This is a genomic window from Fuerstiella marisgermanici (assembly GCF_001983935.1).
GTDB classification, from domain to species: domain Bacteria; phylum Planctomycetota; class Planctomycetia; order Planctomycetales; family Planctomycetaceae; genus Fuerstiella; species Fuerstiella marisgermanici.
Genome location: NZ_CP017641.1, coordinates 5,303,679 through 5,327,574 on the forward strand (window position 1 = coordinate 5,303,679; position 23,896 = coordinate 5,327,574).

General features: G+C 57.0%; 13 protein-coding genes and 2 tRNA genes. 8 read left to right on the forward strand and 7 right to left on the reverse strand.

All coding sequences use genetic code 11. The features are described 5' to 3' along the window. Nucleotides 1–103: 103 nt before the first annotated feature. The 4 genes from Fuma_RS19760 (at nt 104) to Fuma_RS19775 (ending at nt 8,190) form a co-directional block, all read left to right on the forward strand. A complete protein-coding gene (locus Fuma_RS19760; protein ID WP_077025636.1) occupies nt 104–5,008 on the forward strand; it encodes an outer membrane protein assembly factor BamB family protein in 4,905 nt (1,634 codons plus the stop codon). Nucleotides 5,009–5,410: 402 nt separating this feature from the next. After that, complete coding sequence (locus Fuma_RS19765; protein ID WP_077025637.1) at nt 5,411–6,769, forward strand: Gfo/Idh/MocA family protein; 1,359 nt, start codon at nt 5,411–5,413, stop codon at nt 6,767–6,769. Nucleotides 6,770–7,152: 383 nt separating this feature from the next. Next, nucleotides 7,153–7,989 (forward strand): thioredoxin family protein, encoded by an 837-nt coding sequence (locus tag Fuma_RS19770; protein WP_077025638.1) that lies wholly within the window; start codon nt 7,153–7,155, stop codon nt 7,987–7,989. Nucleotides 7,990–8,116: 127 nt separating this feature from the next. Further along, nucleotides 8,117–8,190, forward strand: a tRNA-Met gene (locus Fuma_RS19775). 227 nt (nt 8,191–8,417) lie between these two features. On the opposite strand, the gene Fuma_RS19780 is transcribed toward Fuma_RS19775, so the two are convergent. Together Fuma_RS19780 and Fuma_RS19785 are read right to left on the reverse strand one after the other, a co-directional pair. Beyond that, nucleotides 8,418–8,491: transfer RNA gene (locus Fuma_RS19780), tRNA-Ile, on the reverse strand. A gap of 275 nt (nt 8,492–8,766) precedes the next feature. Further along, entirely contained in the window at nt 8,767–10,254 is a 1,488-nt protein-coding gene (locus tag Fuma_RS19785; RefSeq protein WP_077025639.1) for a hypothetical protein, read from the reverse strand. A 543-nt stretch (nt 10,255–10,797) separates the two neighbouring features. Here Fuma_RS19785 and Fuma_RS19795 point away from each other — a divergent pair. Next, entirely contained in the window at nt 10,798–13,581 is a 2,784-nt protein-coding gene (locus Fuma_RS19795) for a cadherin repeat domain-containing protein (RefSeq protein WP_158521069.1), read from the forward strand. Between the two features lie 84 nt (nt 13,582–13,665). Here Fuma_RS19795 and Fuma_RS19800 read toward each other — a convergent pair whose 3' ends face one another. The 4 genes from Fuma_RS19800 to Fuma_RS19815 all read right to left on the reverse strand — a co-directional run bounded on the left by Fuma_RS19800 (nt 13,666) and on the right by Fuma_RS19815 (nt 18,849). Further along, nucleotides 13,666–15,039 (reverse strand): hypothetical protein, encoded by a 1,374-nt coding sequence (locus tag Fuma_RS19800; protein ID WP_077025642.1) that lies wholly within the window; start codon nt 15,037–15,039, stop codon nt 13,666–13,668. A gap of 29 nt (nt 15,040–15,068) precedes the next feature. Then, complete coding sequence (locus Fuma_RS19805; RefSeq protein WP_077025643.1) at nt 15,069–17,111, reverse strand: serine/threonine-protein kinase; 2,043 nt, start codon at nt 17,109–17,111, stop codon at nt 15,069–15,071. A 22-nt stretch (nt 17,112–17,133) separates the two neighbouring features. Beyond that, entirely contained in the window at nt 17,134–17,853 is a 720-nt protein-coding gene (locus Fuma_RS19810; protein ID WP_145944267.1) for an FHA domain-containing protein, read from the reverse strand. 177 nt (nt 17,854–18,030) lie between these two features. Continuing rightward, nucleotides 18,031–18,849 carry a hypothetical protein gene (locus tag Fuma_RS19815; RefSeq protein ID WP_077025645.1) on the reverse strand — a complete coding sequence of 273 codons (819 nt, stop codon included), beginning with the start codon at nt 18,847–18,849 and terminating at the stop codon, nt 18,031–18,033. A 273-nt stretch (nt 18,850–19,122) separates the two neighbouring features. Here Fuma_RS19815 and Fuma_RS19820 point away from each other — a divergent pair, with 273 nt between their 5' ends. Then, nucleotides 19,123–19,707 carry a hypothetical protein gene (locus Fuma_RS19820; protein WP_077025646.1) on the forward strand — a complete coding sequence of 195 codons (585 nt, stop codon included), beginning with the start codon at nt 19,123–19,125 and terminating at the stop codon, nt 19,705–19,707. A 424-nt stretch (nt 19,708–20,131) separates the two neighbouring features. On the opposite strand, the gene Fuma_RS19825 is transcribed toward Fuma_RS19820, so the two are convergent. Continuing rightward, complete coding sequence (locus Fuma_RS19825; protein WP_077025647.1) at nt 20,132–21,532, reverse strand: sigma-54-dependent transcriptional regulator; 1,401 nt, start codon at nt 21,530–21,532, stop codon at nt 20,132–20,134. A 543-nt stretch (nt 21,533–22,075) separates the two neighbouring features. Here Fuma_RS19825 and Fuma_RS19830 point away from each other — a divergent pair. Together Fuma_RS19830 and Fuma_RS19835 are read left to right on the forward strand one after the other, a co-directional pair. Continuing rightward, the gene (locus tag Fuma_RS19830; protein WP_077025648.1) at nt 22,076–23,038 is read left to right on the forward strand and encodes an alpha/beta hydrolase; all 963 of its coding nucleotides are present in this window, start codon (nt 22,076–22,078) and stop codon (nt 23,036–23,038) included. A 53-nt stretch (nt 23,039–23,091) separates the two neighbouring features. Continuing rightward, a complete protein-coding gene (locus tag Fuma_RS19835; protein WP_077025649.1) occupies nt 23,092–23,781 on the forward strand; it encodes an FHA domain-containing protein in 690 nt (229 codons plus the stop codon). Nucleotides 23,782–23,896 lie beyond the last annotated feature (115 nt).

Consider the following 23,896-nt stretch of genomic DNA (forward strand, 5'->3'; position numbering starts at 1 on the left):
TTGGGTGAATTCCACCTTCGTCGACATGGGATCGGTTTCCGCGGGGTCGATATGGGCCGTAGAATGCTGGAAAACGCCGGTACACCGTCATCTGTGAACAACCATGCAACAAACCGTTCGTAAAATTAAAACTCAGCGACCAGCCGCTCCCGGCCATGTGTGGTTGATCGTCTGCGCTGCGACGGCCGGATGGCTGGCTGTCGCGAATCCGGTTGCGTTGGCTCAGCCACTCATCGTGCCGCGAGGTGCTCAGGCCGTTCCTGGACAGGATGAAGACGCGAACGCTGAGGCCGACCAGAATCCGGAACAGCGGCAAATCGAACGCCTGATTTTGGATATTCGTGACGTGCGGGACGCCGAACCACTCCGCGCGGCCGACCTGTTTGATGCGGCCTGGATGCTGGCTGTCGGGCACGAAGATCCATTGCTGCACCTGCAGACTCAGTCGCAGGAACTGCTGGATCCTGGCGAACACAGAGTCGATGCCGGCAGCCGTGCTCAACTTCAGACGCTGTTCGAAAGTTCATCCCCCGCGTTTCGAAACGCGTACCGGACTCAGATCGCGTCGAAAGCTGACGCCGCATTGCAGGACGCGATTCTCAGCGGCAATGCAGACGTGCTTCGGAAGGTCGTTCTAAGGTATCAGTTCGCAGACGCGGGCCGACAGGCGCTGGAAAGTCTTGTGCAACTTCGTATCTCACGCGGCGAATTTCTGCCAGCGGCGCTGCAGTTTGGACGGCTGCTTAGGCTGCGCGACGACCAATCTGCGGAAAGCCGACTTCGCCTGGCGTTGCTGTGGTGGAATGCAGGGCTACCGGAAGAAGCAGAAGACTACGTCGGCGACGTCATCCGTTCTCATGCAGGACAGCAGCTTACCTTGGATGAACGCCAGATCGCTGTTCCCGCAGCCGACGTCGCTCCCGGTAAGTGGCTGGCGGACCTTGCCGATCAGGGATGGCCAATTGCCGTCGCGTCTGAACGAGGCCAATGGCGGCAACGGCTGGGAAATTATCGTCGCACACGTAAACAAAGTGCGAGTCCCGCCGTACTATCGTCGGCGTGGTCCGTGTCGTCGTTCGAATCGTCGTGGAACCCGGCTCTGAACCCGCTGTTGCAACCGGCCGCAAAGAATGTGGAACGCAACGCTGCGATCGAACTGGATCAGAACAACGCCATTGCTCCGGCCGCTCATCCGGTGGTGACGGACGACTTTTTGATTTTCCGTGGCGTCGCCAGTATCCGAGCCGTCAACCGAAAATCAGGGAAGCTTGTCTGGGAATCCGCGTACACAGACTCCCAACTCGAAGCCGCGCTGGAATCGATTGACCAGTCGCAACTCGGCGGCATCTCGAACGGCGAGGCAGTGCGGGCGATCTTAGCGCCGCCGTTGCTGAATCATCTGGTGCGAGCAAACTGCGCGGGACAGCTGACGTGCGACGGATCGACCGTTTACGCTGTTGAAGAAGTCACGTCGGAAACCATGCGTCTCGACTGGGAAAACCATCTTCCCGGTTCGCAGCCGACCACTAACTACCTGCGAGCGTACGACCTAAAGACAGGCATGGCGATTGGGCTGTTAGGCGGCAGCGTTGGGTTGTCGTCGAAGGATGAGGCCCCCAATCCACTGAAGGGGTTTTACGTTCTGGGTGCTCCGCTGGTGATGGGCGATCGCATCTACATGATGGCTGAAAACGATCAGGGCATCTTTCTGCTGCAACTGCAACCCGGCCAACTGGATCAGACAACTCGCCCCTTCAGCCTGCGGCCCGTGCATTCGCAGTTGCTGTCCGTGCCGCGACATTCGCTGCGAGACCATCCGGTGCGAATGCATTCCGGTGTGATCCCGTCATACGGTCGCGGCCTGCTGATCTGCAACACATGTGATGAAAAAATCGTGGCCGTGTCGGCCGAAGACCATTCGGTGCGATGGGTGCATCGTTACCCGACCAACGTTGCTGTCCCGGAATTGAATCCGCAGATTGCAGTGGTCGGCAATGCGCATAGTCGAGACATCTCTGACGACAATGATCTGTCATCGCGATGGCAGGACGCATTGCCGCGAATCGTGGCCGACAAAATTGTGGTCACGCCACGCGATTCCGACCGGCTGATCTGCCTTGACCTGCAAACCGGCCAGCAAATCTGGACTCGCCCACGCGGCAACATGCGACGCATCGTATATGTTGACGAATCTTCTGTTGTGCTAACCGGCACGGACACCGTCGAAAGTCTACGGCTTGAAGATGGCGAGGCAGTTTGGCGAGTCCAAATTGAAGCGGGACATGTGTCGGGGTCGGCAGCAACGGACGGTCGCGTCCTGCATGTGCCGACATCGGCGGGAACGATCGTTAGCCTCGAGCTGGCAACCGGCCGAACTCTAATCGTGCGGCCCGTCCCGGACGACCAGATCGGAAACCTTCTGTGCGTTGACGGCAGCTTGTACTCGCAGTCGCTAACCGGCGTTCGATGTTTTGTGGAAGCTGATCAGACTTCTCCCCTGCAACTGGCCAGTCGCCAATTGCTGAATGGTGACATTAAGCAGGCTCACCAAACGCTACAAGACGTTCTAACAACTGACGACGATGTCGCCGCAGACGTCCGACAGCAGGCGCGCGAAATCCTGGTCGATTCGCTGCTGGAATCGCTGCGGCTGGACTTCAAAAGTAACTCAGCCAGCGTAGCAACCGTTCAACAGTTGATTGCCGAAGACGTGCCTCGCGACGAAGCGATTGAAACGTTAACACTGTCGATGCTGGGCATGACGTTTCGCGATATGGCTGTCCTGCCGGAACAATGGGAGCAGGTGGACACGTCCTATCGGCAGCTCGAAAAGCTGCAGCAGCTGACATCGAAATTTCAACTACAGGACCCAACCGAACCGCCCGCCAACGTGGCTCAACACATCGTCAACATGCTCGATCAGGCATGGGCCACGCGCGACGGGTTTGTTCAGTCGGCGTCGCTGATGAGCCGCAGTTATCGCACGACGGCTGCGTCCATTCGATCGGCCGTTTCCGCACGCGACCCGGAGCCCGCAGCGAAAATTCAGGAACTGGTAAAGCCCGAACTGTTGTCCCGGATTCGCGCACAGACCGACGTCGAAGCTCGAGCCTGGTGGATCGACATGTGTCTGTTGGGTGGACTGATCGACCCCGCGTTTGCCTACGTCACCTCACCAGATGCGGCGTTGTCGACAGACTCCGAAGCGGCACTGGCCGACGCGGTCATCTACGCCGCGCTGCAGAACGATTCCACGAGAAAAACAAATACAGTTGCGGCTGAACTACTGAATCGCTGGTGGGACGCGGGGCGACAAGAGCTGGTCAGCGACCTGGTACAACGGACCGCAGAGATCACGGGCTCGCGGCCCATCGACGACATCCCTTCCACCACCTCCGTAGAAGGAAGTCTAAGATTTGCTGCTGGGCAACCTGAGCCAGAACAACTTGCGGAGTGGCAGGCCAAAACAGAAAGCACCGCGCGCGAATCCTCATGGCAGGGCACGCCCACCGTCACAGAATCGGCGGCTCGCAGTGCGGGCGGCCCGGTCGATTCCCGGATAGGAGCGCCGCAGACCGCCATTCCTTTGTTCGGCGATGTGGGTGCGTTCGGCCGTTGGGCGTTCGTACATAACCTCGGTTCCAGCGATGTCGTCGCGTACGATGCCAATGGTCACGAACGGTGGACGTTTGCTCCCGGCCATTTGGTTTCCAACCGAGCTCGCAGTTTTGGTTTTGACTTCAACAACGTCTCCGCGACCTACGTCACCGCCTGCGGCACGCTGCTTGCGGTGAAGCTTAACCATATGCTGTTCGTGCTCGACTGTGCCGAAGCGACGCCGGATTCGCCTCCGAAGCAGTTGTGGGAAATCAATATCGCGGCAGCCCTTTCATCGGCCTCACGAACACAGCGAGCCATTCCCGGTTGGCAACGAACAACTCAGTACGACATGCGGCCCAGTGGCCTGTTTCCGGTGGGACCGATTTCCAGGTTTGGCGTTCCCATTTACAGCGGGCGCCAGTTACTTTTGTTTAACACTTTTTCCGGCGAACCGGTGTGGCAGGTGACTGGCCTGCCAGACGACGGCACGATGACCGTCAACGACGACGAACTGCTGCTGGTTTCAGAATCATCCGGCAGCGTGGAAGTTCGAAGTCTGATTGACGGAACCATTTTGCGAAACACGCCGCTGCCGACATGGTGGACGGATGCGAGTGAAAATTCGAATGCATCGATTCGCGACTTCGAACTGGAACCGGGCGAAGAACAATTTTGGCGATTGGAAGTCCGCAACGGCGGCTGCCTGCTTCTGAAGCGAACGAAAGAAACGTCGGCGATTGAATTCGTAAACCTTAGCGACGGCAAAACCGAATGGTCGCTCAACCTGCCGCAGGATTCTGTGGTATCAAACATCGTCGACGGCAAACTGGCCGTGCTGTCCGACGGAGAGCAACTTCAGATTATTGATACGGTCAGCGGCGTTCAGTGTGCCGATCAGAAAGTGCCTGTCGCGAAAAACAGCCGCTACCTTTACCTTCGACCAGCGGAGGGCAACTGGTTGGTGCTGACGGACGTTTTCGATCAGGACCACGGCGAACAAAACCCTGTCAGCTCATCGACAATGGTGATCGTCAACGGCCACGTCTATGCGATCAGCCAGGATTCAGGCGAACTGGTTTGGTCGGCCGAAACTCAGCACGAATATCTGCGAATTCTTAACCCCAGTCAGTCGCCAACGCCGCCAGTCACACCCTTGTTGATCCTGATGAAGCAGCCCTTTCAACGAGCCGCAGACGGCAGCCCACGCGGCGCGACGATCCAGGCGAAGATTCTGGACACTCGCACAGGCAAAGTCCTGTACGAAGACGAAGATCTGGGCCGCAGTCTGTCTTATCACAGTATCAAGCTAAACAACGACCGCCGCACCATCGAAATCGGCTTCGACAAACGCAGCCTCTTCTTCGACTACTCCGGATCAAACAAGCAGAGCAGCCCGCCACCCGAATAGACGGGGCGGCCCGCCTGCCGGTTAGAGCGAACGCTCTGAATTGCAGGTAGTGCTCCCGCTGGTCGCGTGCGGCTTCGCTTGATGTCGCGTATGCGAGCAACCCCGATGGATAGTGCGGATTCGCCATCTGAACAACGCGGCGTCTTCGATCTGGAACAATTGAGGCAGCGTCCGTTCGCCCGTTCTTTCGCGAAACCAGACGCGTTTTCTTAAATTGCAGACAGAACAACGTCTCACAAGCATTTATTTGCGAATGGTGTTGGTCCTGCGTTCCCCCCTTCGGATGGCGGCCAAAAAGTCGCCGAATTCGGTTGTAACTCGGGGCGCCATCTACGAATATCGTGATCACACTGCCTGCGCGCAGCCCCACCTTTAATCAGCCCTTTCATCGCGGAGTCCACCATGACGCACCCCTCGAAGCCCGGTTCCAGCCGACGCCAGTTTTTGACCACATCCTCAGCCGCCGCCACGGCACTTGCGGTCGCTCCCGCATTGTCCGCCGGTGCGTATGCTGGCGGCAGCGACTTGCTGAAGGTCGGTCTGGTGGGCTGCGGCGGGCGAGGTACTGGTGCGGCGTCTCAGGCGTTGACGGCTGATTCGGGCGTCGAACTGGTGGCAATGGCAGACGCCTTCGAAGACCGCCTGATGAACTCGCGGAAAACACTCCAGCGAAAGTTCAACAAAGAAGGCGAAGCACCGCGAGTCAACGTCGCCGAAGACAACTGCTTTACCGGCTTTGACGCCTACAAAAGCGTCGTCGATATGTCTGACGTCGTGCTGTTGGCTTCAACACCCCACTTTCGCCCACGCCATTTGAAAGCCGCTGTCGAAGCCGGCAAACATGTCTTCTGTGAAAAGCCGGTCGCTGTCGACGCACCCGGCGTCAGGTCCGTGCTGGAATCGGTTGAGAAGGCTCGCGAAAACAAAACGTCACTTGTCAGCGGCCTGTGCTGGCGATACCACCCGGCCAAACAAGCCGTCTTCGAACAGATCAAAAAAGGCACCATCGGCGATATCGTGGCGATGCAGTGCAGCTACATGTCAACGGGAGTCTGGGACCCTCGCAGAACGCGCGAAGAATGCGACAGCGAAATGGAATACCAACTTCGCAACTGGTACTACTACACGTGGCTGTCGGGCGACTTCAACGTCGAACAACACATTCACAGCCTGGACAAAATGATGTGGGCAATGGGCGATAAGCCGCCTTCAACAATCAGCGCCAGCGGCGGTCGACAGGTGCGGACCGATCCCAAGTACGGCAACATTTACGACCACTTCAACGTGATCTACGAATGGGAAAACGAAGCCGAAGTCGTCACAAAAAGCGGCAAGACCAAAACGGAAAGCAGCGTCGGCGTGAAGGCGTTCGCCCGGTGTCGACACTGGAAGGGCTGCGAAACCGACGTAAGCGATTACATCACAGGGACCAAGGGCCGAGCCGACGTGATGAAGCATCGCATCTTCGACCTGGAAGGCAATGAGATCTGGAAGTACGACGGGCCGAACGGCGACATGTACCAGATTGAACACGACGAACTGTTTGCCAGCATCCGAGGGGCTCACCCCATCAATAATGGTGACTACATGTGTAAGAGCACCATGATGGCGATTTCCGGCCGCATGGCAGCCTACACGGGGAAGAAGCTCACCTGGCAGGAATGCATGGATTCGCAGGAAGACCTCACACCTAAAGCCTACGAATGGGGTGACGTTCCTGTTCCGGAAGTCGCGATTCCTGGCCAGACGAAGTTTGTGTAAAGCCGGGTCGATAGCTATCTGCGGCGATTCAGGCAGACGCCAGTGACAACAGATCAGGCGCAAGTGCGGAACGAACTTTTAATTGTCGTTCCGTCTGCGCCCTCCTGGCCAAATTACAAAGCCCGCGTGGTCCCGAAACTTATTGAAACCTGTTTCGGTGTAATCATACCGACGGCACCTGTTCCGTCTCGGTCACGGATGCCGCTGATTCTTCGCGACATTCAACCGCGGCTTCTCGGCCGGATAGTCTGTCCACTTTAACCCACTTTCCAAATATTCCCTTAAACGCTTTGTTTTGTTGAGGTTTATCGCGCCGGTCAGTTTTCGGCACGCCGCATGCGACTGTCTTTCTCCAGTTCACAACATCCTTTCTGGAGAGAGAAATGACCAAGCTTCCCAATATCCTGTCTATCGCTTCTGTACTTCTGGTTGGTACCGCAGCAAACGCTCAACAGTGTGAAAACGGCGTTTGCCGCATGCCGCCACCGAACTCCGTTGGCCAAACGACAAATCACAACGCCCCCGCATCACGCAAGCCGCTCCCCAATCCGTTTGGCGCCGTCTGGCCGAGTACCGCTCCTCGAACAACTCAGCAGCCACAAATTCCCACAGCGGCATGCGTGGGCGGCAACTGTTCGACCAACGGACAGTCTGCGAATTGCAGTTGCGGAATCGCGAATTGCACCTGCAACACGAATAGCCGGCCGAGCTACCAGTCTTACAACGTGCGAACGAATGCTGGCTCGAACAATCGGTTCGCACCTCGCCAGCAGAATCTACGGCAGCCCAACCTTCAGGCCCCACCACTGCGTTCCAATTCCTACGCCCCCGTCAGTTATCGGCCAACTCTAAAGTGGGAAACCGACATGCAGTCAGCCACCCGAATCTCACAGCAAACGGGCCGACCGATGCTGGTGAAAGTGACGGCTGACTGGTGCGGATACTGCAAACGCATGAAGGCCGAAACCTTTACCAACGCGGGCATCATTGGCGAAATCAACGCTACGTTTGTCGCCGTCGAACTGAACGCAGACACCAATCGTGAGCTGATAAAGCGGATGGGAGTTCAGTCGCTGCCCACAATTTTGGTGATCTCACCCGACCAGCAGATTCTCGATCGAGAAGAAGGCTTCCGCTCCGCCGCCCAGTTATCTCGGCTTCTGCGAAGCTACCGTTTTCGAGCTCAGCTGGACACCGATCGACGAGTGGCCGTTCGATGAATGTTTTCCCAGAAAAACCGCTGGGACCGTCTTGTTGACACCTTCGCCAATTCCCGATAAAACACCGCACGCGACGCCCACCGGCGTCCGGTATTCCGAGACCGTATCGTCTCGGAGCAACCACCTTGGCGGTGTAGCTCAGTCGGTTAGAGCAGCGGAATCATAATCCGCGTGTCGGGGGTTCGAATCCCTCCACCGCTACTCACGCAAGCCCCTTTACTCAAGGGGTTTGCGTTCGATTTGACGGCCTATAGAAGCCGTGGACAAGATCCAAAGACGAATGCTTGCGGGTGTCACTGACACCCGCTTTTTCTTTGGCCCAATTCGAAAAGCCCACGAGCAACAACTCACGCCCTGCTGACGCTGCCAGAAAGCCCGCAGGCGGCCGATTGGTCATGTGCGGTGCCAGAAGACGGCATTTTAGAAAATGGGGGTAGAGGGACTTGAACCCCCAACCAACGAATTATGAGTTCGCTGCTCTAACCGATTGAGCTATACCCCCAGCGTTCTTCTGGCTATTGAGTGTCGCGGCATCGCGGTTGGCCGGTCGTGCTGGTGCGACCGGGAGGGGCACCAGCGTTGCGTTGGCTGAGCCGTGCAATGCGGGCTGCGTCACTTGGGCGACAGATTATCGGCCGAGGAGGTTCGTCACAAGTGACGCCAATCGCACTGGTGGCGTGAAAATAAAATCTTCCCGTCTTCCTGATTCTGAACACCTCGGTTAGCTGTTCAAACGCCGCCGGCTGACGGCCAAACGTTGCAAGGCAAATCCGGCCGTCAGAACGATGGGCGTGGCCGAGGAATGATGCGAGGTGCAGACACGGTGGACACCTGCGTTGCCGGACGAGCTTCTCGTGTGCCCCACAATTTGGCTTCCTTCAGTTCTTCCAGCCGCTTGCGTGCCGTGGCATTGTGAGGTGCCAGCTTCACGGAGCGTTCGAGATATGATTCCGATTCTCGCAACGCATTGTCGTAGACAACGGTACCGACCGTGTAACTGGCCGAAGCTTCACCCACCAGGCGACTCAACAATTCGTAGGCTTCCTTCGTGTGGCCAGCGTACGCCAGAGATTCAGCAAATCGGTACTGCAGGTCGTGATCGTGCGGGCTGGCATTGGCGGCGACTCGAAGAATCGCAACGGCTCGGTCCCACTGCCCCTTATCAGAAAATACTTCAGCGAGCTGTTCGGCGAAGTCGGGGTCCTGTTGAGCCAACTGTTGCAAACGACGCAGCTTCAAGTCCGCATCAGTCTTGCGAGCGGCAGCGTGGTTTGCCGGTGAAGCCGCGACGCGAAATTCCGCTGGCAGGTGGATGTAGCTGACGTCGTCTCCGGTTTGTGAAACCACCAGACAATGCGGCAGGTCTTCTTCCAGTCGCGACAGCCCTTTCGTTGTGACCTGAGAATCAATCAGGTTCAGCCCGCGAAGTTTTGTCAGCGGCTTCAACTGAATGACGCCGGCATCCGTCACTTTTGTGTGATGCAACAGCAGGTAGTTCAGCTCTGTCAATCCGCGTAGTGACGTCAATGCGGCATCAGAAATCTGAGTCCGGCCGAGGTCCAATATTTTCAGTTTGTCCAGGGCCGCGATGTGTTGAACGCCGTCGTCCGTGATCGCGGTGCCTTTCAGTTTCAGTGACTGCAGCGACGTGAGTTCGGCGATTTGCTTCAGCACAAAATCGTTGATGTCTGTGCCGGTCAGGTCCAATTCAGAAACCCCGGAAAACAAAGGCAGTAGTTCCGCGTGTGAATGGTTGAATGGCGTGAACGCCAGGTCCAGGGTCCGAACGTTGCCATCAAAATCGCGATCAATTTTTGCACCGAGTGACGTGAGGATCTCAGTCGCTTCTTCCAGCGTGGGAGGCATCACCGGGTTCAGGCGTGACGTATCGCCTTTAGTTTCCGCCATGGCGACCTTGTCCGACCGCGTTTCAACCGGGCGACTCGCAGAAGGTTGCGAATCTGCTGGCGGGGCAGGGACGGTGGAAAGGTCGAATTCGCTGCTGGCGACGGGCTCCGGAAACTGGTCCGCGTCGGTAGATTGCGGTGTCAGCGATGTCGAGCCATCAGCGACTGATGGCGAACCGTGTCCGACGTTTTGCGAGCGGCTGCGTGAGGCAGACCAGCTGTTGTGCTGCCCGGTCACGGTCCCGTGGGAACCGGTTTGGCATCCCGCAGAGTAACAGCAGACGACACTCAAAAGAGTGGCCGTGGCTAGTCGCTGAGTGTAAGTGCGTGCTGCTTCTGAAATGAATGGCGCGTTCATCGAGCCGACTCCGTTCGATGCTGATCAATGTTGCATGTTCATCTGCTGACATCATTCAGCAGGTAGAAAAGATTTGGCCCAACGGTTTGAGAATCGGACGTCTTTCGGCGAAAACCGCAACACGTTCGCGGCATTCTGTCGGGAACTGCCTTTCGAGCGTCGGTCGTCCGTCGAATACCGAATGGTGCAATCCGTTTTGATAGGCGGATGATGCCGATTGACGGGTTCAGAGTGGACTCTTAGGGGCGACCAATGGACTATTCCGCATGTGCAGCCGGCGCATCGGTTACAAGCCGAAGAATCCGCGGTTGTGCTGCGGTCACTACATCAGGTTTCTGCTACCTAAGAGGGTAATTGAAACGGCAAAAACGTTTGTCGACAAAAGTGAACGCCATCTGACGAGGCCTTTCGACTTATGTTTCCAAAGTCAGTCAGGCGGCTCCACTCCAGGGTAGTCTGCGGTCTGCACATGAGGCCATGTGCCCAGCTTCCTTGCTCATGCCGTTACCTGCATTGGTGATCGGCTGACACGAGACAATGTCCATGCCTACAAAATCACTTCTTCAATGCTCTGCCTCTGGCGCCTCGCATGCCTGTCGACCGACCGGTGTCGCGTTCGCTTTGTGTGCTGTTCTGTTTTGCACGCCGCTAGCTGCGCGCGCAGCCGACGATGATTCGACCGGTCCGGCAACGGCACTTCTGACTGGCATCGAAATTGAAACGGTTACGATTGATGAAGACGTCCCACTGGGCGCAGTCGTACTCCACGAATGGCGCAGCGCGCAAGGCTACACTGATTTTCAGATAGAATCGGGCAACGAAGACGCAATTTTCTGCATTGATCCTCATACCGGACGTCTGCTGGTTGCCAGTGACGGCGAGCTGGATTTTGAACAGCGGGCCGAATACATCGTAGTCGTGTCTGCTCGCGAACAGAGCAGCAAAGCCATTGCGTTTGAAGACGATTTCGAAGCATCTTTGCTGGATGCCGGTCTGGCCCCGCGACAGCTTGAACGACTACGCAACCGTCGTCGCGAACTTCACGTAGTGGTGATGCTGCGCGACGTTAATGAGCCGCCAATTGTACAAAACGCACGCTTCGAAATTCCGGAGTCCGCGACGAATGGCGATGTGATAGGGCAGGTGTTGGCGGCCGACCCAGACAGCGACGATTCATTGCATTATTCAGTGAAGCTTGGTGGCTTTGCTGAGCCCGCTGTAACGATTGATGAGACAACAGGGCGCATTGTGGTCGCGGATGCGACGCAGTTCGACTTCGAACAGGTCCAGAACCATTCACTGACTGTTCAGGTCCGCGATTCTTCTGGACATGTCGTCTCGGCAGCCGTCGAAGTGGCCGTGAAAGATGTCAATGAGCCGCCAGTCTTAGCTCCGATGGACCTGCATGCAACGGTCACCTCAGCCGGCACTTCTCCCGTGGGAGCGATTGTCGTTCATGATGACGACGGTCAAAACACACTCGCCTTCGACCTGCTGGACGATCCAACCAACGGCGGATTTTCTATCGACAGCCGAACGGGCGTCATGTCGGTGGCTGATGCGTCGCTGCTGCAGGCGTTTGATGGATCAAACTGTTCGCTCACCGTAAATGTTTGGGACGACGCCTGCAACTGCCTGACTGTGACGTTTGACGTACAGATTGATCTGCCCACGCCAATACCGTTGCCGGCACAACTTGCAGACGGAGACACAGACCCAAGTCACGCAGCCGAACAACATGCCGAAACCACTCCACAAATCAGCCTGCTAAGCACAGCCCAGGATGTGTTGTCTTCGCTGTCGATTGTCACCGGATTGGTTTGGGTCTTTGCCGTCCTGGTCGTGCGAGGACAGCGTCATCAGCCTAAGCTGACGAATGATTGTTACCCATCGACCTCCATCGACAAGGCGAACGATTCAGCGTCTGCAGACGTTCAGGAAGCCGACGAGCTGTCAGAATCGACGACTGTTGCAGGCGTTCTGCAAGCTTGCGATCCGAACGAGGTTGTTGTCTGCGAAAGTGAGTTCGCACTAGAAGATTCAACGCTATCCGGCCCTGACCGAGACGATGCTTCCTCGAACACCGGCGAGCCCGATGCGGGAGCATTCGTCGCGAGCGCACCCGGCAAGAACACGGTAGCGGACAGGGGGACGCGGAATGAGAAGAGTATTGCGTCACCAGTTTCAAAAACAGAACAAACATCAGGCAGCGCCTACCGCGACAACGCACCAACGATTGCTCCGGATCCCACGTCGGACTGGTTGGCGACGATGCCTTCAACAGAATCCAGCGATTTCCCCGCGTCGATGTCGCAGACAGTGGTGGCAGACCGAAAGGTGGCGGCGGACAACGACGCAACAGCGGAACTCAACGACTCCACTTTATTAGAGCTGTTGGAAGCATCGCGAATCTATGCAGAGAATGAGCCAGCCGCCGAACCGTCATCAACTTATGTGGAAGACTCGTTCGACGCAGCCAGCAACACAGTGGAGGCCGCCGATATGGATCGCCCCACTGATGCAACGCCTGCGGCGGACAGTGAGTTTCCCTACGCTGAACTGTCCGACACTTTGAAGCAGCTTGTGCGCCCCGAAGCCATGCAAAAGGTGCCCACAGAATTCGATGTCGGTAGTGAAGATCCTTCGCCGGATTACCAGTCGTCTGCAGCTACGGAGACCACCTTCGAAGATGTGAGCGAGCACTCAACGGCTTTCGAAGCTGTTCCCCACGAGACACCGGCTTCCGAGTATGAGGTGGAGTCGGGAGATTCAATCGAAGATTGTGACCGAGCCGTTCGCGAACATCTGGCCGCGTTGTTCCGACGCGTGAATGGCGACGACGATGCGGACTCAGCCGCTGGTTCAAGCGTATCTGAAGGTGCCTCTTCACCAGCCGCTGCGGCAGCTGCGTCGCCTGACAACCGTGCTCACGCCACGAGCGGAGACGAACCGGCGCCGCTGATTGATGGCATCAACGAAGAGTCGCGCAGAGTGCCTCGTGAGCTACTGCGTAACAACACGGCACTGTTTCGGGAACTTTCGAAACGTTCAGCCGACGCCGCCATTTCGACCGCCAGCCACCGTCGATCGCAGCTTGCTACAAAACCTCGCCTTGTTTTTATGGGGCTGCTGGTGCTGGGTAGCGTTGGCTGGATCGCGGCCAGCGTGCTGGGCAACGCTCAGTTTGGCAACATTGGCAAGCTGCTGGTATTGAGCGCAATGGCATCCATGGCGGAATTTTCTTACTGCGTGTACCGGCTGACTCCGAGCAGCGATATGCCAGCCGAATCTGAGGCTGACGCGGCCGCGGAAGTCGTCGAAGAATAGATGCCGTAGTTGATGCCGGACGACGGTCGCCGAATCATCGGGGAATTCCGACGATAGCAAGCTGGCAGCGAACGGTTCAACTCGTCACTTGGCCACGTCATCGATGGAGCACGTGATTCGGCCGGTGGCCCATGCGGAATCCAGCGTCTTGCCGTCGTACATGGCCTTCCCCATGAACACAGCCGCCAGGATGCAGGGCACAACAAGTATCGAAAGAGCCGGGACAGTGGCAAGTTTCTTCCAAAACGTGCCCGCCTGGCTGGCCCGAAACGTAACGCTCAACAGCGTCGAACACAGCCACAAAACACCCAGCGTCATGCAGAGCACGATGGCTCGATTTTGTTTTAATGCGGCGTGAACGTCGCCCAAAACCTGTTGTTCTACGGCTTCCGGAAATTCGACAAGAGCATACGTCTTACGCATGATCTTGTCGCCATCGACAGTCTTCAACTCTTGAATTTTCGTTGCCGTATTAACGATAAAGTCGGCGATCGCAGCATCGGAAACATCGATCGACACCAGCCGATCCCACTGACTCGCGCCGTGCCAGCGTCCCTGCGCGAGTTCGTCAACCCGTTGTTTCAGAGCGTCAACGATGGCAGGCCGAAGTGATTCAATTGCGGGAACGGACGCTTCCTGGAACGACGATTCGACAACCAGCCTTCCGATGCCAGGATTTGTTATCCATGGTGCTGTCGCGTCCTGTGAGGCATCGCTCGCGATTGCTGTGGCCGTGGCTGCGTCTGCCGAACCGTCACCTGGTGCTTTAGCCAGTTGAGCCATCGGTTGCTCTGACTGTTCACTGGCGTTGTTTTTCAAAAATGTGAGCGTGGCCGAAACGGCGGCGTGAATATTCTGTGGCGTCAGTGCTTCGCGAACAACAGAAGACGCGAGAGCCTGGCGCAGCACGGGCCGTGTGCCTGGCGAGGAAAGCGGGATCATCGCGTACGCCTGGCGCAGTTCCTGAGGCACGCTCTCGTTAAGCTTCGCGACCGCTGCAGCGCCTTCGGTCGAAAGCAGCCCCGCAATCACGTCGTCAGATAGCGGCAACCACATCACGTTTCCGTCGGTGGGAAGAGGCGGCCGAACCGCTAATTCTCCGGGATGATCATTCGGCTGAGGCGCGCGCGGCGGTTTTGGAATCGCAACCGTGCGAGCTGACTGGACGGTAGAAACAGTACTTTCAGAAGTCTGTATCGAAGTGTGAAATCTGACTTCAGAAGGTGTGTTCGCAGAGACCATCCGTGCCTTCGTAATATTTCCGTGTCGCCGAAAAGCCAGCAACGCGACGAAACACAAAGCAACACAGACGACTGCTGTGACTCCAATCGCATGCAGCAGTCTGCCACGCTGCACACTGGCTCGACGGCCAAAGAACAGTGAGGCGACCCAAACAACGCTGGCAATGCCCACAAGCAGCAGCAGCGGAATCAGGATGAACGCGAAAAGGATAGTCATATTTGTTCTCCAGCGCGATCGCCGGGTGATTAGGCGTTCTTCAGTGACGCGGCTTCACGACCCGCCAGTTGAGGTACGGATTCCTGTGCTCTGGCTGGCTTGGCCGGTGCCGGAGTAATCGTCGGTTCCAGCACTCGATTTTCAGCCGGCGTCCAACCGGAGGACAATTGCACAACCGCCGAAATCGCCAGAGCCCATGTGGCTCCCAAAGCGTCCGGGAAGGAGAATTCCTGCAGCATTCCAGTGATCACAACGCCTACCAGAAGCGTCATCAACGCACTGGAAACTCGAAAGCGTGACTTGCGAAAACTGTCCACCTGCCACCACCACCGACGAACGCCGAAAAGTGCCGCAAAGAACAGCATAAAGCACGCCATGGTCGGAGTCCCACTGCCATCTGATATAGTCAGCCGCCCCACATAAACGGGGTGGCCAGCTGTTGCTCCGTGAAACAGAGCGTCCTGGTCGATCAGAAGATATTGCGGAAGAACTGCCGCAATGAAACCGACTGCCAGACCTGCGCTGGCCAAAGTGAATCGACGCATCACACTGTCGCCCGCGCGACCTTCCCAAATCTTTGAAGGTAGAATCAAACTCCAGGCCGCAACCATTGTGATGGCGGCGAAATAAACCGCCTGCGAAATGTCTTTCAGCAGATTCGTCGTCAGGAAAACGGCCAGCGTCACCAACGCGGCTGCCGCCAATGAAACCGAGATGGACGTTGTGATGTCTGTCGCTCGGTGCCGCTTTGTGATCTTTCGCAGGGTCGCTGGTGTGTAGATTCGCGGCACCGGCGGACTGGAAACGACTGGCCTTCCGCGCTGTGGGTTCGCGTTCTCTTGCTGACGCGGTGCTGAAGCAGCCATCGCGGGCGCAGGTCGGCGTGGGGGCGGTTCGGGGCGATGCCGACCCACACCGCGCCCGGTTCGGCAGGCGCGTCTCGGTGACGCCGCGCTGACGAACACTTGAACGATTTGATAGCCCAGGTAAGCCACGCCGCCGATCATGCCGCCAACGGCGACAGGTCGCAACATGCCGGATTCGATAATCAGCAGCGCGGTTGCTCCGCCCAGAACCCACTGCAGCGGCGACGGTATCGCGTTCCAGAAGGCGGCGATAGCGGCCACACCCATCGCGGGTTCAGTCGAGGACGACGTGTCGATGTCGATAACCGTATCCGCGTCGCGATCAGCTCGCGCATGAACCGCTTCGGGCTGCGGCGGTGGCGACGCCGTTCCGACAAAGGATTGAGTCTTTTGAACGGGGGCACTCACGTCAGCACCTGCCACAGCGGTGCGGAACGCGTGCTCAAGAGCTTCCACGCTGTTGATTCGCTTGTCCGGGTCTTTTTCCAAAGCGTCCGCGATGACTTCCTGAACGCCCACTGGCAGCACCGACAGGTCTGGTTCCGCGGTCAAATGTTTCATTAAAATTTCGGCGGTCGTCTGCCCGTCGAACGGTACGGTGCCGGTCAGCATCTCGTACAGCATGATACCCAGAGCGTACACGTCGACTTCGCGACCGTAGCGACCTCGAGCGACTTCCGGAGCCATATAGTAGACGGTGCCGACGCTCTGAGTTTGAGCACTGCGGCGACTTTCGGAAATGTATTTCGACAGACCGACATCGCCGATCTTGACGATTCCCTGATCCTGAAACACATTCGCTGGTTTCAGGTCACGGTGCACGATGCCTCGGTCATGCAGAAAGCTAAGGCCCGCGGTCATGCCGCTTAGCCACTTTAGTACCTCCTGCACCGGCATACCGTTGGGATGGTCCTGCAGAGTTTCATACAGGCCACGACCGCTGACGTATTCCATGACGACCCAGTGGTCTTTGTCGGAATCTTCGCGGATGTCGAAAATGGTGACGAGGTTCTGGTGCTTCAGGTTCAGGCACTGCGACACACCTCGAATTTCCACCTCAAGGTTATTATTCAGCAGCTTCAAAGCCACTTCTTTACCTGCGTCGCTCAGCGCATAGTACACCTCACCAAACCCACCGCGGTGGATGGCACGCTTGATGGTATAGCCATCAAGGGGACGTGCTTCTGGTGCAAAGGTGAATTTCATAGTTCTGACCCGACTGAGTTTGTTACGCCATTTCTTCAACGCGGAATCGCAATTCTTCGCCCGTTACTACAGAACCATGTTTCAACGCCGCCGAATCGCTGACCGTCGTGCCGTCCACCGCCAGCACCGCCTTTGACCGGCAGCGGAGTTCGCCGTTCTGAAAGAACAGCACGACCATGTCCGGCCACTGGCTGCAATAGACGTGGTGGTCTCGCCGAGGCCCCAGCAGGCAGTGATCTGCCAGCAATATGATACCGTCGACACTGTGCGAAGGTCGATGGTCGCTTTCAAAATCGATCACCGCCGAAGAACTCAGCACACTGGGAATACGGAACCCCAGGCGAACTCGTTCGGCCAGACAAATTTGATCGCCGCTGCGAAGGTTTGTGCTGTCCGACACGGTTCGACCAGACACACTGGTGGGCTGATGAGCCTCCAGTTTCCAGTCTTCGCCGGCATGCCGCAACGTCGCATGGTGTCGCGAAACGTTGGCCAGCAGAGCAATGTCGGCGGATTGTTTTTCGAACGACGGAGCGCCAACGATAAACGACTGGCCGGCACATAATTGCCACGCGCCGACGCCGTCGATCCAAAGCATGTATTTGCTGCACTGGCTGGCCGCCACAGTAATGTTCTTTGCCGTATTCTTTGGGGATGGTACTTGTTTCGGCGGCACGGTCGTTTCGCGGAACCAACGGTGCCGCTTGTGCTGACTATCTTGTTGTGTCGCGCCAAAGTTCATTGTATCAGCTGTTCGATTGATTGGCAGGTCCCGGTTGAACATCGAAGAAGACACATTTCAAACGTGCGTTCGCCTGTTTAGGATCACATTTTCCTGCCGAATTACACAGAAAAGGCTCCGGACTCCCCGGTGGGAAGCCCGGAGCTCGTGTGCGTCCCGGTTCCGCTGCGAAGGCGCCTACAGTGAGTCTGACTGAGCGGCTTCTGCAACGTTTTCGTCAGCCGTGAGGCCGAAGTGCTGGTCGACTTCGCTGACGACGTCGGCATGCAGATCGACAGAGTCTTCTTCCACAGGAATGCGGCCCAGAACATTACCTTCGGTTTCCAGAATCGATTCCCGCACATCCAGAGCGTGATTCAAGTCTTTGATCATGCCTTCGACGCGAGACAGCTTGGTGTCGTCGACTTCGATGGCGTTAACCGCTTCTGAAGCCTGAATCGTTTTGAGTCGAGCTTCAAGCTGTGAAACATGTACTGCTAGTTCCTGTTTGCGGCCCAGCATGCTGTCCAGCTTTTTCTGGTTGGCTCGCAGCGTTTGCTTTTGAGCTGCCAGAATCTGGCGATCGCGAGCCAGGGCTTCTTCACCGTTTCGGAACGATTCAAACCGGTTGGCCAGATCGGCTTCCACTTCTCCGCGGCTGTAAGAAACATGCCGGTAGGTGAAGCTGTCCTTGCTGCTGCTCAGGTCCGCTCGCAGAGCCAAAATGGCATCTCGCTGGCTGGCCAGCTTGGTGTCCTTTTTAGCAATCTCGCGTTGCAGGTCCTTCACGTCTACGCTTTGTTCGGCGACGACCGTCATGTGCTGCCGAATTTCCGGCATCAGCTTGTCGATTTCATTGCGAATTCGATCCAGCTCGAATTCGGGCGTGATTTCCGACTTCACGGCTTCACGCACATTTCCACAGGCGGTTGTGACGTAGCTAAGAGCGTCTGTGCCCAAAACCATGCCCGCCAGCAGCATTGCTGCCAATGATCCGCCAATCGCTTTCTTTAACATCACTATTCTCCTCACGTTCAACTTGTCTTTTGTTGGGATACACACGGGAAGCAACATTTGGTTGCTCATGCCCGGTAATTCGCGGGAGCGACGGCATGATTGGCCGGATTCCAAAAGTTTTTGCTGAAATGCGAAGATGTTCCTAAGTGCTGCCGGCGCAACGCTTTTTGCACACGGCCAACTTTGGAGTTCGCCACCTCACCAGATTTCTTAGCAAGATTTTTTGAGCCACCTCGAATCTGCCGACGTTTCACAGGCAGGAAGGAGGAAAAAATGGACAGCAACGAACCCAAAACGATCCTGACAGACATCAACGGAGCGACGCCGGAAGAAACCAGCCCCGAATTGGCCAGCCCGGAAGCGGCTCGGACGGAAGATGTGGGGACAGAAGGCGTCTTAACTGAAGGCAACGAAACGAACTCATTCGATTCTGCGATCGCGCCGGTCGTACCTCAACCGCAGCGCGGGCGGCCCATGCAGAAAGCTCGATTCGCGTGGGGCATGCTGCTTAGCACTGCCGGCATCGGCCTGATGCTGGTTGTCGCTGCCGGTGCACTCCGCGGCGCGGGCGTCAATGGCCACCTGACGTTGCCGGTCGTCGGCCTGTGCATGCTCATTGGCCTCATGCTGCTGGGCGGAGGCTTCGGCGTCATGGCCACGGCTTCCCCCACCTTCGACGACGACGAATTCGACCGCCTGATGCAGGCAGGGGACGCCTCACTGCCCGACTCAACATTAGCGGCCAACACAACGACGCCCGACGATCTTCGTGCAGAACTGCGGCGGGATCGGGATGAGGAGACAGACTTCCGCAATCGGGACAATGGACGTCAGGTGCCCGATCAATCCGTGGCGTAGCCGAATGACGACGCAGCACTTCACAGTTCCGCCTTCGTTTCTGTTTCGATAGGGCAGGGGCACCTGGCGAAGGCCCGCAAGTCTTGCCGACATCGGCAATAAGCTTGCTTCGCTGCAAATCAAAAACAGCCTACCGCTATTGCGGTCGGCTGCTGAGGAGTTGCTCGAGCGGCACGCGAAGTGCCGGTCAACAACTTTCGGAATATCAGTAATCGTGCGAGCCAGAAACGTGCGACCAGTTGTCGCGTTTATCGCGAACAACCAGAGGACTAACGTCCTCGGCTCGCCGACGCAGATCGACACACAATGATCAACGTCCACCTCCAACGTCCACCTCCAGCGACCATCGGGAGCAACGCCGGCGATTCAGCCTTCGTCCTGCTCCCCCGCCCGCCACGCCAATCGGCCGTCGGGCCGTCCCGCCCTAAGCGTGTTTATAGACGGTCTCGAAGTCGATGTTGTACTTCTTCATTTTCTTGTACAGCGTTGTGCGGTTGATGCCCAATGCTCGAGCCGTGTTCTGGCGGTTCCAGCCGTTGGATTCCAGAGCCTGGATGATCAACTGTCGTTCCGGACTGGACAGTGCCTTCTTCAGTGAAGCTCCGCCAAGCTGAGCTTCCACGGACGCTCGGTGTTCGTCTTCCTTGAACAGTTTTTCCGGAAGGTCGGCTGCAGCGATGCGTTCACCCTTGCACAGCACAACGGCTCGTTCGATCACGTTGACCAGTTCACGTACGTTGCCCGGCCACGCGTACTGTTGCATGGCGTGCATTGCCATGTCGTCGACGCCGAGAATTTCGCGACCGGTTTGATGGTTAAACTGCTTCAGGTAGTGATCGACCAGCAGAGGAATGTCACCGATTCGTTCTCGCAGTGATGGCTGAGTCAGCGTGATGACGTTGATGCGATAGAACAGGTCTTCGCGGAAATCACCACGCCGAACGGCCTCTTCCAGATCAACGTTGGTCGCCAGAACCAGACGAACATCGACCTTGTGAGTTTCGTTGCCGCCGACAGGTTCGAACTCGCGATCCTGGAGGACTCGTAAGAGTTTTACCTGCAACTGAGGCGACGCGGTCGCGACTTCGTCGAGGAACAGAGTGCCGCCGTCTGCCTGCAGAAACTTGCCGACTTTGTCATGAGTCGCACCAGTGAAGGCTCCGGACACGTGACCGAACAGTTCGCTTTCCAGCAGCGTTTCCGGAAGAGCACCGCAGGCGACTTCTACGAATGGTTTGTCGGCTCGATTGCTGAGGTGGTGGATGGCTCGCGCGGTGACGGTTTTGCCGGTGCCGCTTTCGCCGAGAATCAGAACAGTGGTTCGCGTATCGGCCACGCTTTCCATCAGCTCAAACATTCGCAGCATCTTGTAGTCTTTGCCGACGATGTTTGAGATCCCGTGCTTGTCGCTGAGCTGAGCTTTCAGCTGAGCGTTCTCCTGCATCAACTGTCGTTGACTGATGGCTCGTTCGATCGACAGATTCAGTTCTTCGTCGATCACGGGCTTGGTCAGGTAGTCGAAAGCGCCCATGCGAATCGCTTCGACAGCGCTTTCGATGGTGCCGAAACCGGTCAGAAGGATGACTGATGTTTCGGGCGCGTTTTCGCGAGACCACTGCAACAGTTCAAAGCCGTCTTTGTCAGGCAGGTTGACGTCACAGACGACGACTTCGAACGGAAATTCTTCCATGCGTTCGATGGCGTCGGTGCAGGTGGAAGCAGTTTCGGTCCGATGTCCCAGACTTCGCAGATAGTCGGCCATCGCGTTTTGGATGTGTCGGTCGTCATCAACAACCAGCAATGAACCAGATGTGGCAGTCGCCATAATTGTCCCCTAGTGTTCCCATTAAATCCGCCACCAGAATGGTTGACGGACGGTCCGCTTGGAAAAGTGGTCGCTGGGAGCGCACAATCAAAGACAAGTGATGAGTTTCGGCAGCGCTGCGTTGTTTGTCCGAACACCGTTGCGAGCGTGACTCGTTAAGGCAATTGCCCTGAACCCACATCATGCCTTGCTGCGGGGGGCAGCGAAGCCGTTGTGGGTTCTCAACCGTTCCGCAACATCGCGGACGATGCTGTGGGAAGGCTGTATGTCTTTGATCAGTGAGAAGGGATACGGAAACTTAGGATGCAAAAGTCCACCAGGCGGAATTTGAAAGCAACGTTTGCTGCGAGAATCGATGCTAAGCGAGCCAAAGTTACCTAACCGGTACAATCGTTACGATTTCTCTGCTGCAGCTGGCGGCAACGCGAAATGAGAGCTCTGAGGCCGCCTGACAGCATCGATATTGGTTTGACCCGCCGTAGACCTGCCCGTAGACTGGCTTTAAAGTCATTAAGTCCTCCTCCGCTGAACGGAACTACGGAAATGAAAACCATTCAGGCAGCCATAAACCTGGGCGTTCTTGCACTTTTCGCCGTGATTCTACTTCCCGACGCCTTCGGCCAGGCGGGGCGCAGTGCGGGCCAGGATCGTGTTCTGACGACGGGAGACGGCTGGCCGATTCACATCACCTATTACGAATCTTCGAAGGGCAAAGAAGCGCCCGTCGTGATTCTTCTGCCCGGAGCAGACGGTGAAAAAAGCATGACTCGCAAAGCCTGGGACAGCGTCGCTAAGGTGCTGCAGAAGCGAGACTTTGCGGTCGTGACTGCTGATCTCAGAAAACACGGCGACAGCATGCCTCCCACAGATGGCAAGCCGAATCCGCGTTTGGCGAGAGTTTCGCCGCAGGACTACGCATTGATGGTGACACAGGATCTCGAAGCGATCAAGGCCTTCCTTGTTGAAGAACATCAAAAGGAAAAGCTGAATATCAGAAAGCTGGGCATCGGAGCATCTGGTTCCAGTGCCATTGTCGCAGCCGCGTTCGCCGCAAACGACTGGCTGAAGAAGCCGTGGAATGACGCTCCTGTTGCCGCCGCCAAGACACCTCGAGGACAGGACGTTCGCGCGATCCTGATGTTGAGTCCAGCAGTGTCGGCAGGAAGAATTAGTTCGATGGCCCCCATGAAAGTGGTGGCTGACGAAACTAAAGGAGTCGCCATTCACGTCTACTACAACTCCGCCGACAAAGCAGAAAAGTCGGCCGCTGAAAAGCTGTTTCGCCTTGTTGAAATCCGAGGGGCCGAAGACAAACCAGAATCACCTCGGTATAAGCTGGAAGTTCCGGCCGCTGAACAGTATTCCGGTGACGCGCTGCTGGACGGAAAACTGGCGGATGGCCGGCCTTTGAAACCACAAATGGAACAGCTTGTCACCGACTTCTTCGAAAAATTCGTGAAGCAGCGAACTGATCCGTGGAAAACGCGGACAAGCCGACTTCAATAGGACGACGCAGCCATTCGCGTGCGAAGCGTCAGGGGCGGTTTTGAAAGATTCAGATGGCACAGGTGACAATCTCAATCCTTGAAGGTCTGGAACGCGGTCGTACGTTTCGTGATCTTGAGACGCCGGTCACCATCGGACGCGAAGAAGACAACGTCATCCAGCTCAATGACGAACGAGTCAGCCGGATTCACGCGAAGTTGCAGGAAGATCGCGGCCAGGTCATTTTGACCGACCTCAACAGCACAAACGGAAGCCGAGTCAACGGGCATCCGGTGCAGTTGCGAGTCCTCCAACCGGGCGACCACGTGCAGATTGGCCGCTGCACGTTGCTGTTTGGCAGTGACGCTGAAATTGCCGAACACGCTCAACAACTAGGCGTCGAAGTCGCGTCGCTGACACCGCTGAGTTACCTGGCCGAAAATGGCTCCGGCAGCGGATCTGATTCCGGCGTGGAATTCGAGCTGGCCGACGATCTTAACGCCGAAAATCTGCAGTTGCCGCTATTTCCCGGCGGTGCTCCGGCGCTGCCGGATGAGCTGGAACCGGGGCAGCGGGCTCGGGTTAGTGACGTGTTGGGCTATATTCACGAACGGATGCGAGATGTATCAGTCAACGGTGCCGACCCGCAGGATCCGGACGGAAACAACCCCGTGATGGAAGTGCCGTGGGCTCACTGGCAAAATCTCATGCAACTGCAGCGCGACCTGGCCCTCTACCTACGCCAGATCGCGAACCCGGACTGACTTTTCAGAGCGCATCGAGTCCGCCACGCTCAATTTCAGGCCGATCTGCGGTGGCCATGGCTGGATTAAGCGGCGCAAAGTTAGCCAACACGCGGCGACTGACTGCACACTTTCC

What these genes read in the sequence shown, in the direction of transcription:
- Fuma_RS19760 (WP_077025636.1), top strand. Translation starts at nt 104, where the DNA reads ATGCAACAAACCGTTCGTAAAATTAAAACTCAGCGACCAGCCGCTCCC.
- Fuma_RS19765 (WP_077025637.1), top strand. Translation starts at nt 5,411, where the DNA reads ATGACGCACCCCTCGAAGCCCGGTTCCAGCCGACGCCAGTTTTTGACC.
- Fuma_RS19770 (WP_077025638.1), top strand. Translation starts at nt 7,153, where the DNA reads ATGACCAAGCTTCCCAATATCCTGTCTATCGCTTCTGTACTTCTGGTT.
- Fuma_RS19785 (WP_077025639.1), bottom strand. Translation starts at nt 10,254, where the DNA reads ATGAACGCGCCATTCATTTCAGAAGCAGCACGCACTTACACTCAGCGA.
- Fuma_RS19795 (WP_158521069.1), top strand. Translation starts at nt 10,798, where the DNA reads ATGCCTACAAAATCACTTCTTCAATGCTCTGCCTCTGGCGCCTCGCAT.
- Fuma_RS19800 (WP_077025642.1), bottom strand. Translation starts at nt 15,039, where the DNA reads ATGACTATCCTTTTCGCGTTCATCCTGATTCCGCTGCTGCTGCTTGTG.
- Fuma_RS19805 (WP_077025643.1), bottom strand. Translation starts at nt 17,111, where the DNA reads ATGAAATTCACCTTTGCACCAGAAGCACGTCCCCTTGATGGCTATACC.
- Fuma_RS19810 (WP_145944267.1), bottom strand. Translation starts at nt 17,853, where the DNA reads ATGAACTTTGGCGCGACACAACAAGATAGTCAGCACAAGCGGCACCGT.
- Fuma_RS19815 (WP_077025645.1), bottom strand. Translation starts at nt 18,849, where the DNA reads ATGTTAAAGAAAGCGATTGGCGGATCATTGGCAGCAATGCTGCTGGCG.
- Fuma_RS19820 (WP_077025646.1), top strand. Translation starts at nt 19,123, where the DNA reads ATGGACAGCAACGAACCCAAAACGATCCTGACAGACATCAACGGAGCG.
- Fuma_RS19825 (WP_077025647.1), bottom strand. Translation starts at nt 21,532, where the DNA reads ATGGCGACTGCCACATCTGGTTCATTGCTGGTTGTTGATGACGACCGA.
- Fuma_RS19830 (WP_077025648.1), top strand. Translation starts at nt 22,076, where the DNA reads ATGAAAACCATTCAGGCAGCCATAAACCTGGGCGTTCTTGCACTTTTC.
- Fuma_RS19835 (WP_077025649.1), top strand. Translation starts at nt 23,092, where the DNA reads ATGGCACAGGTGACAATCTCAATCCTTGAAGGTCTGGAACGCGGTCGT.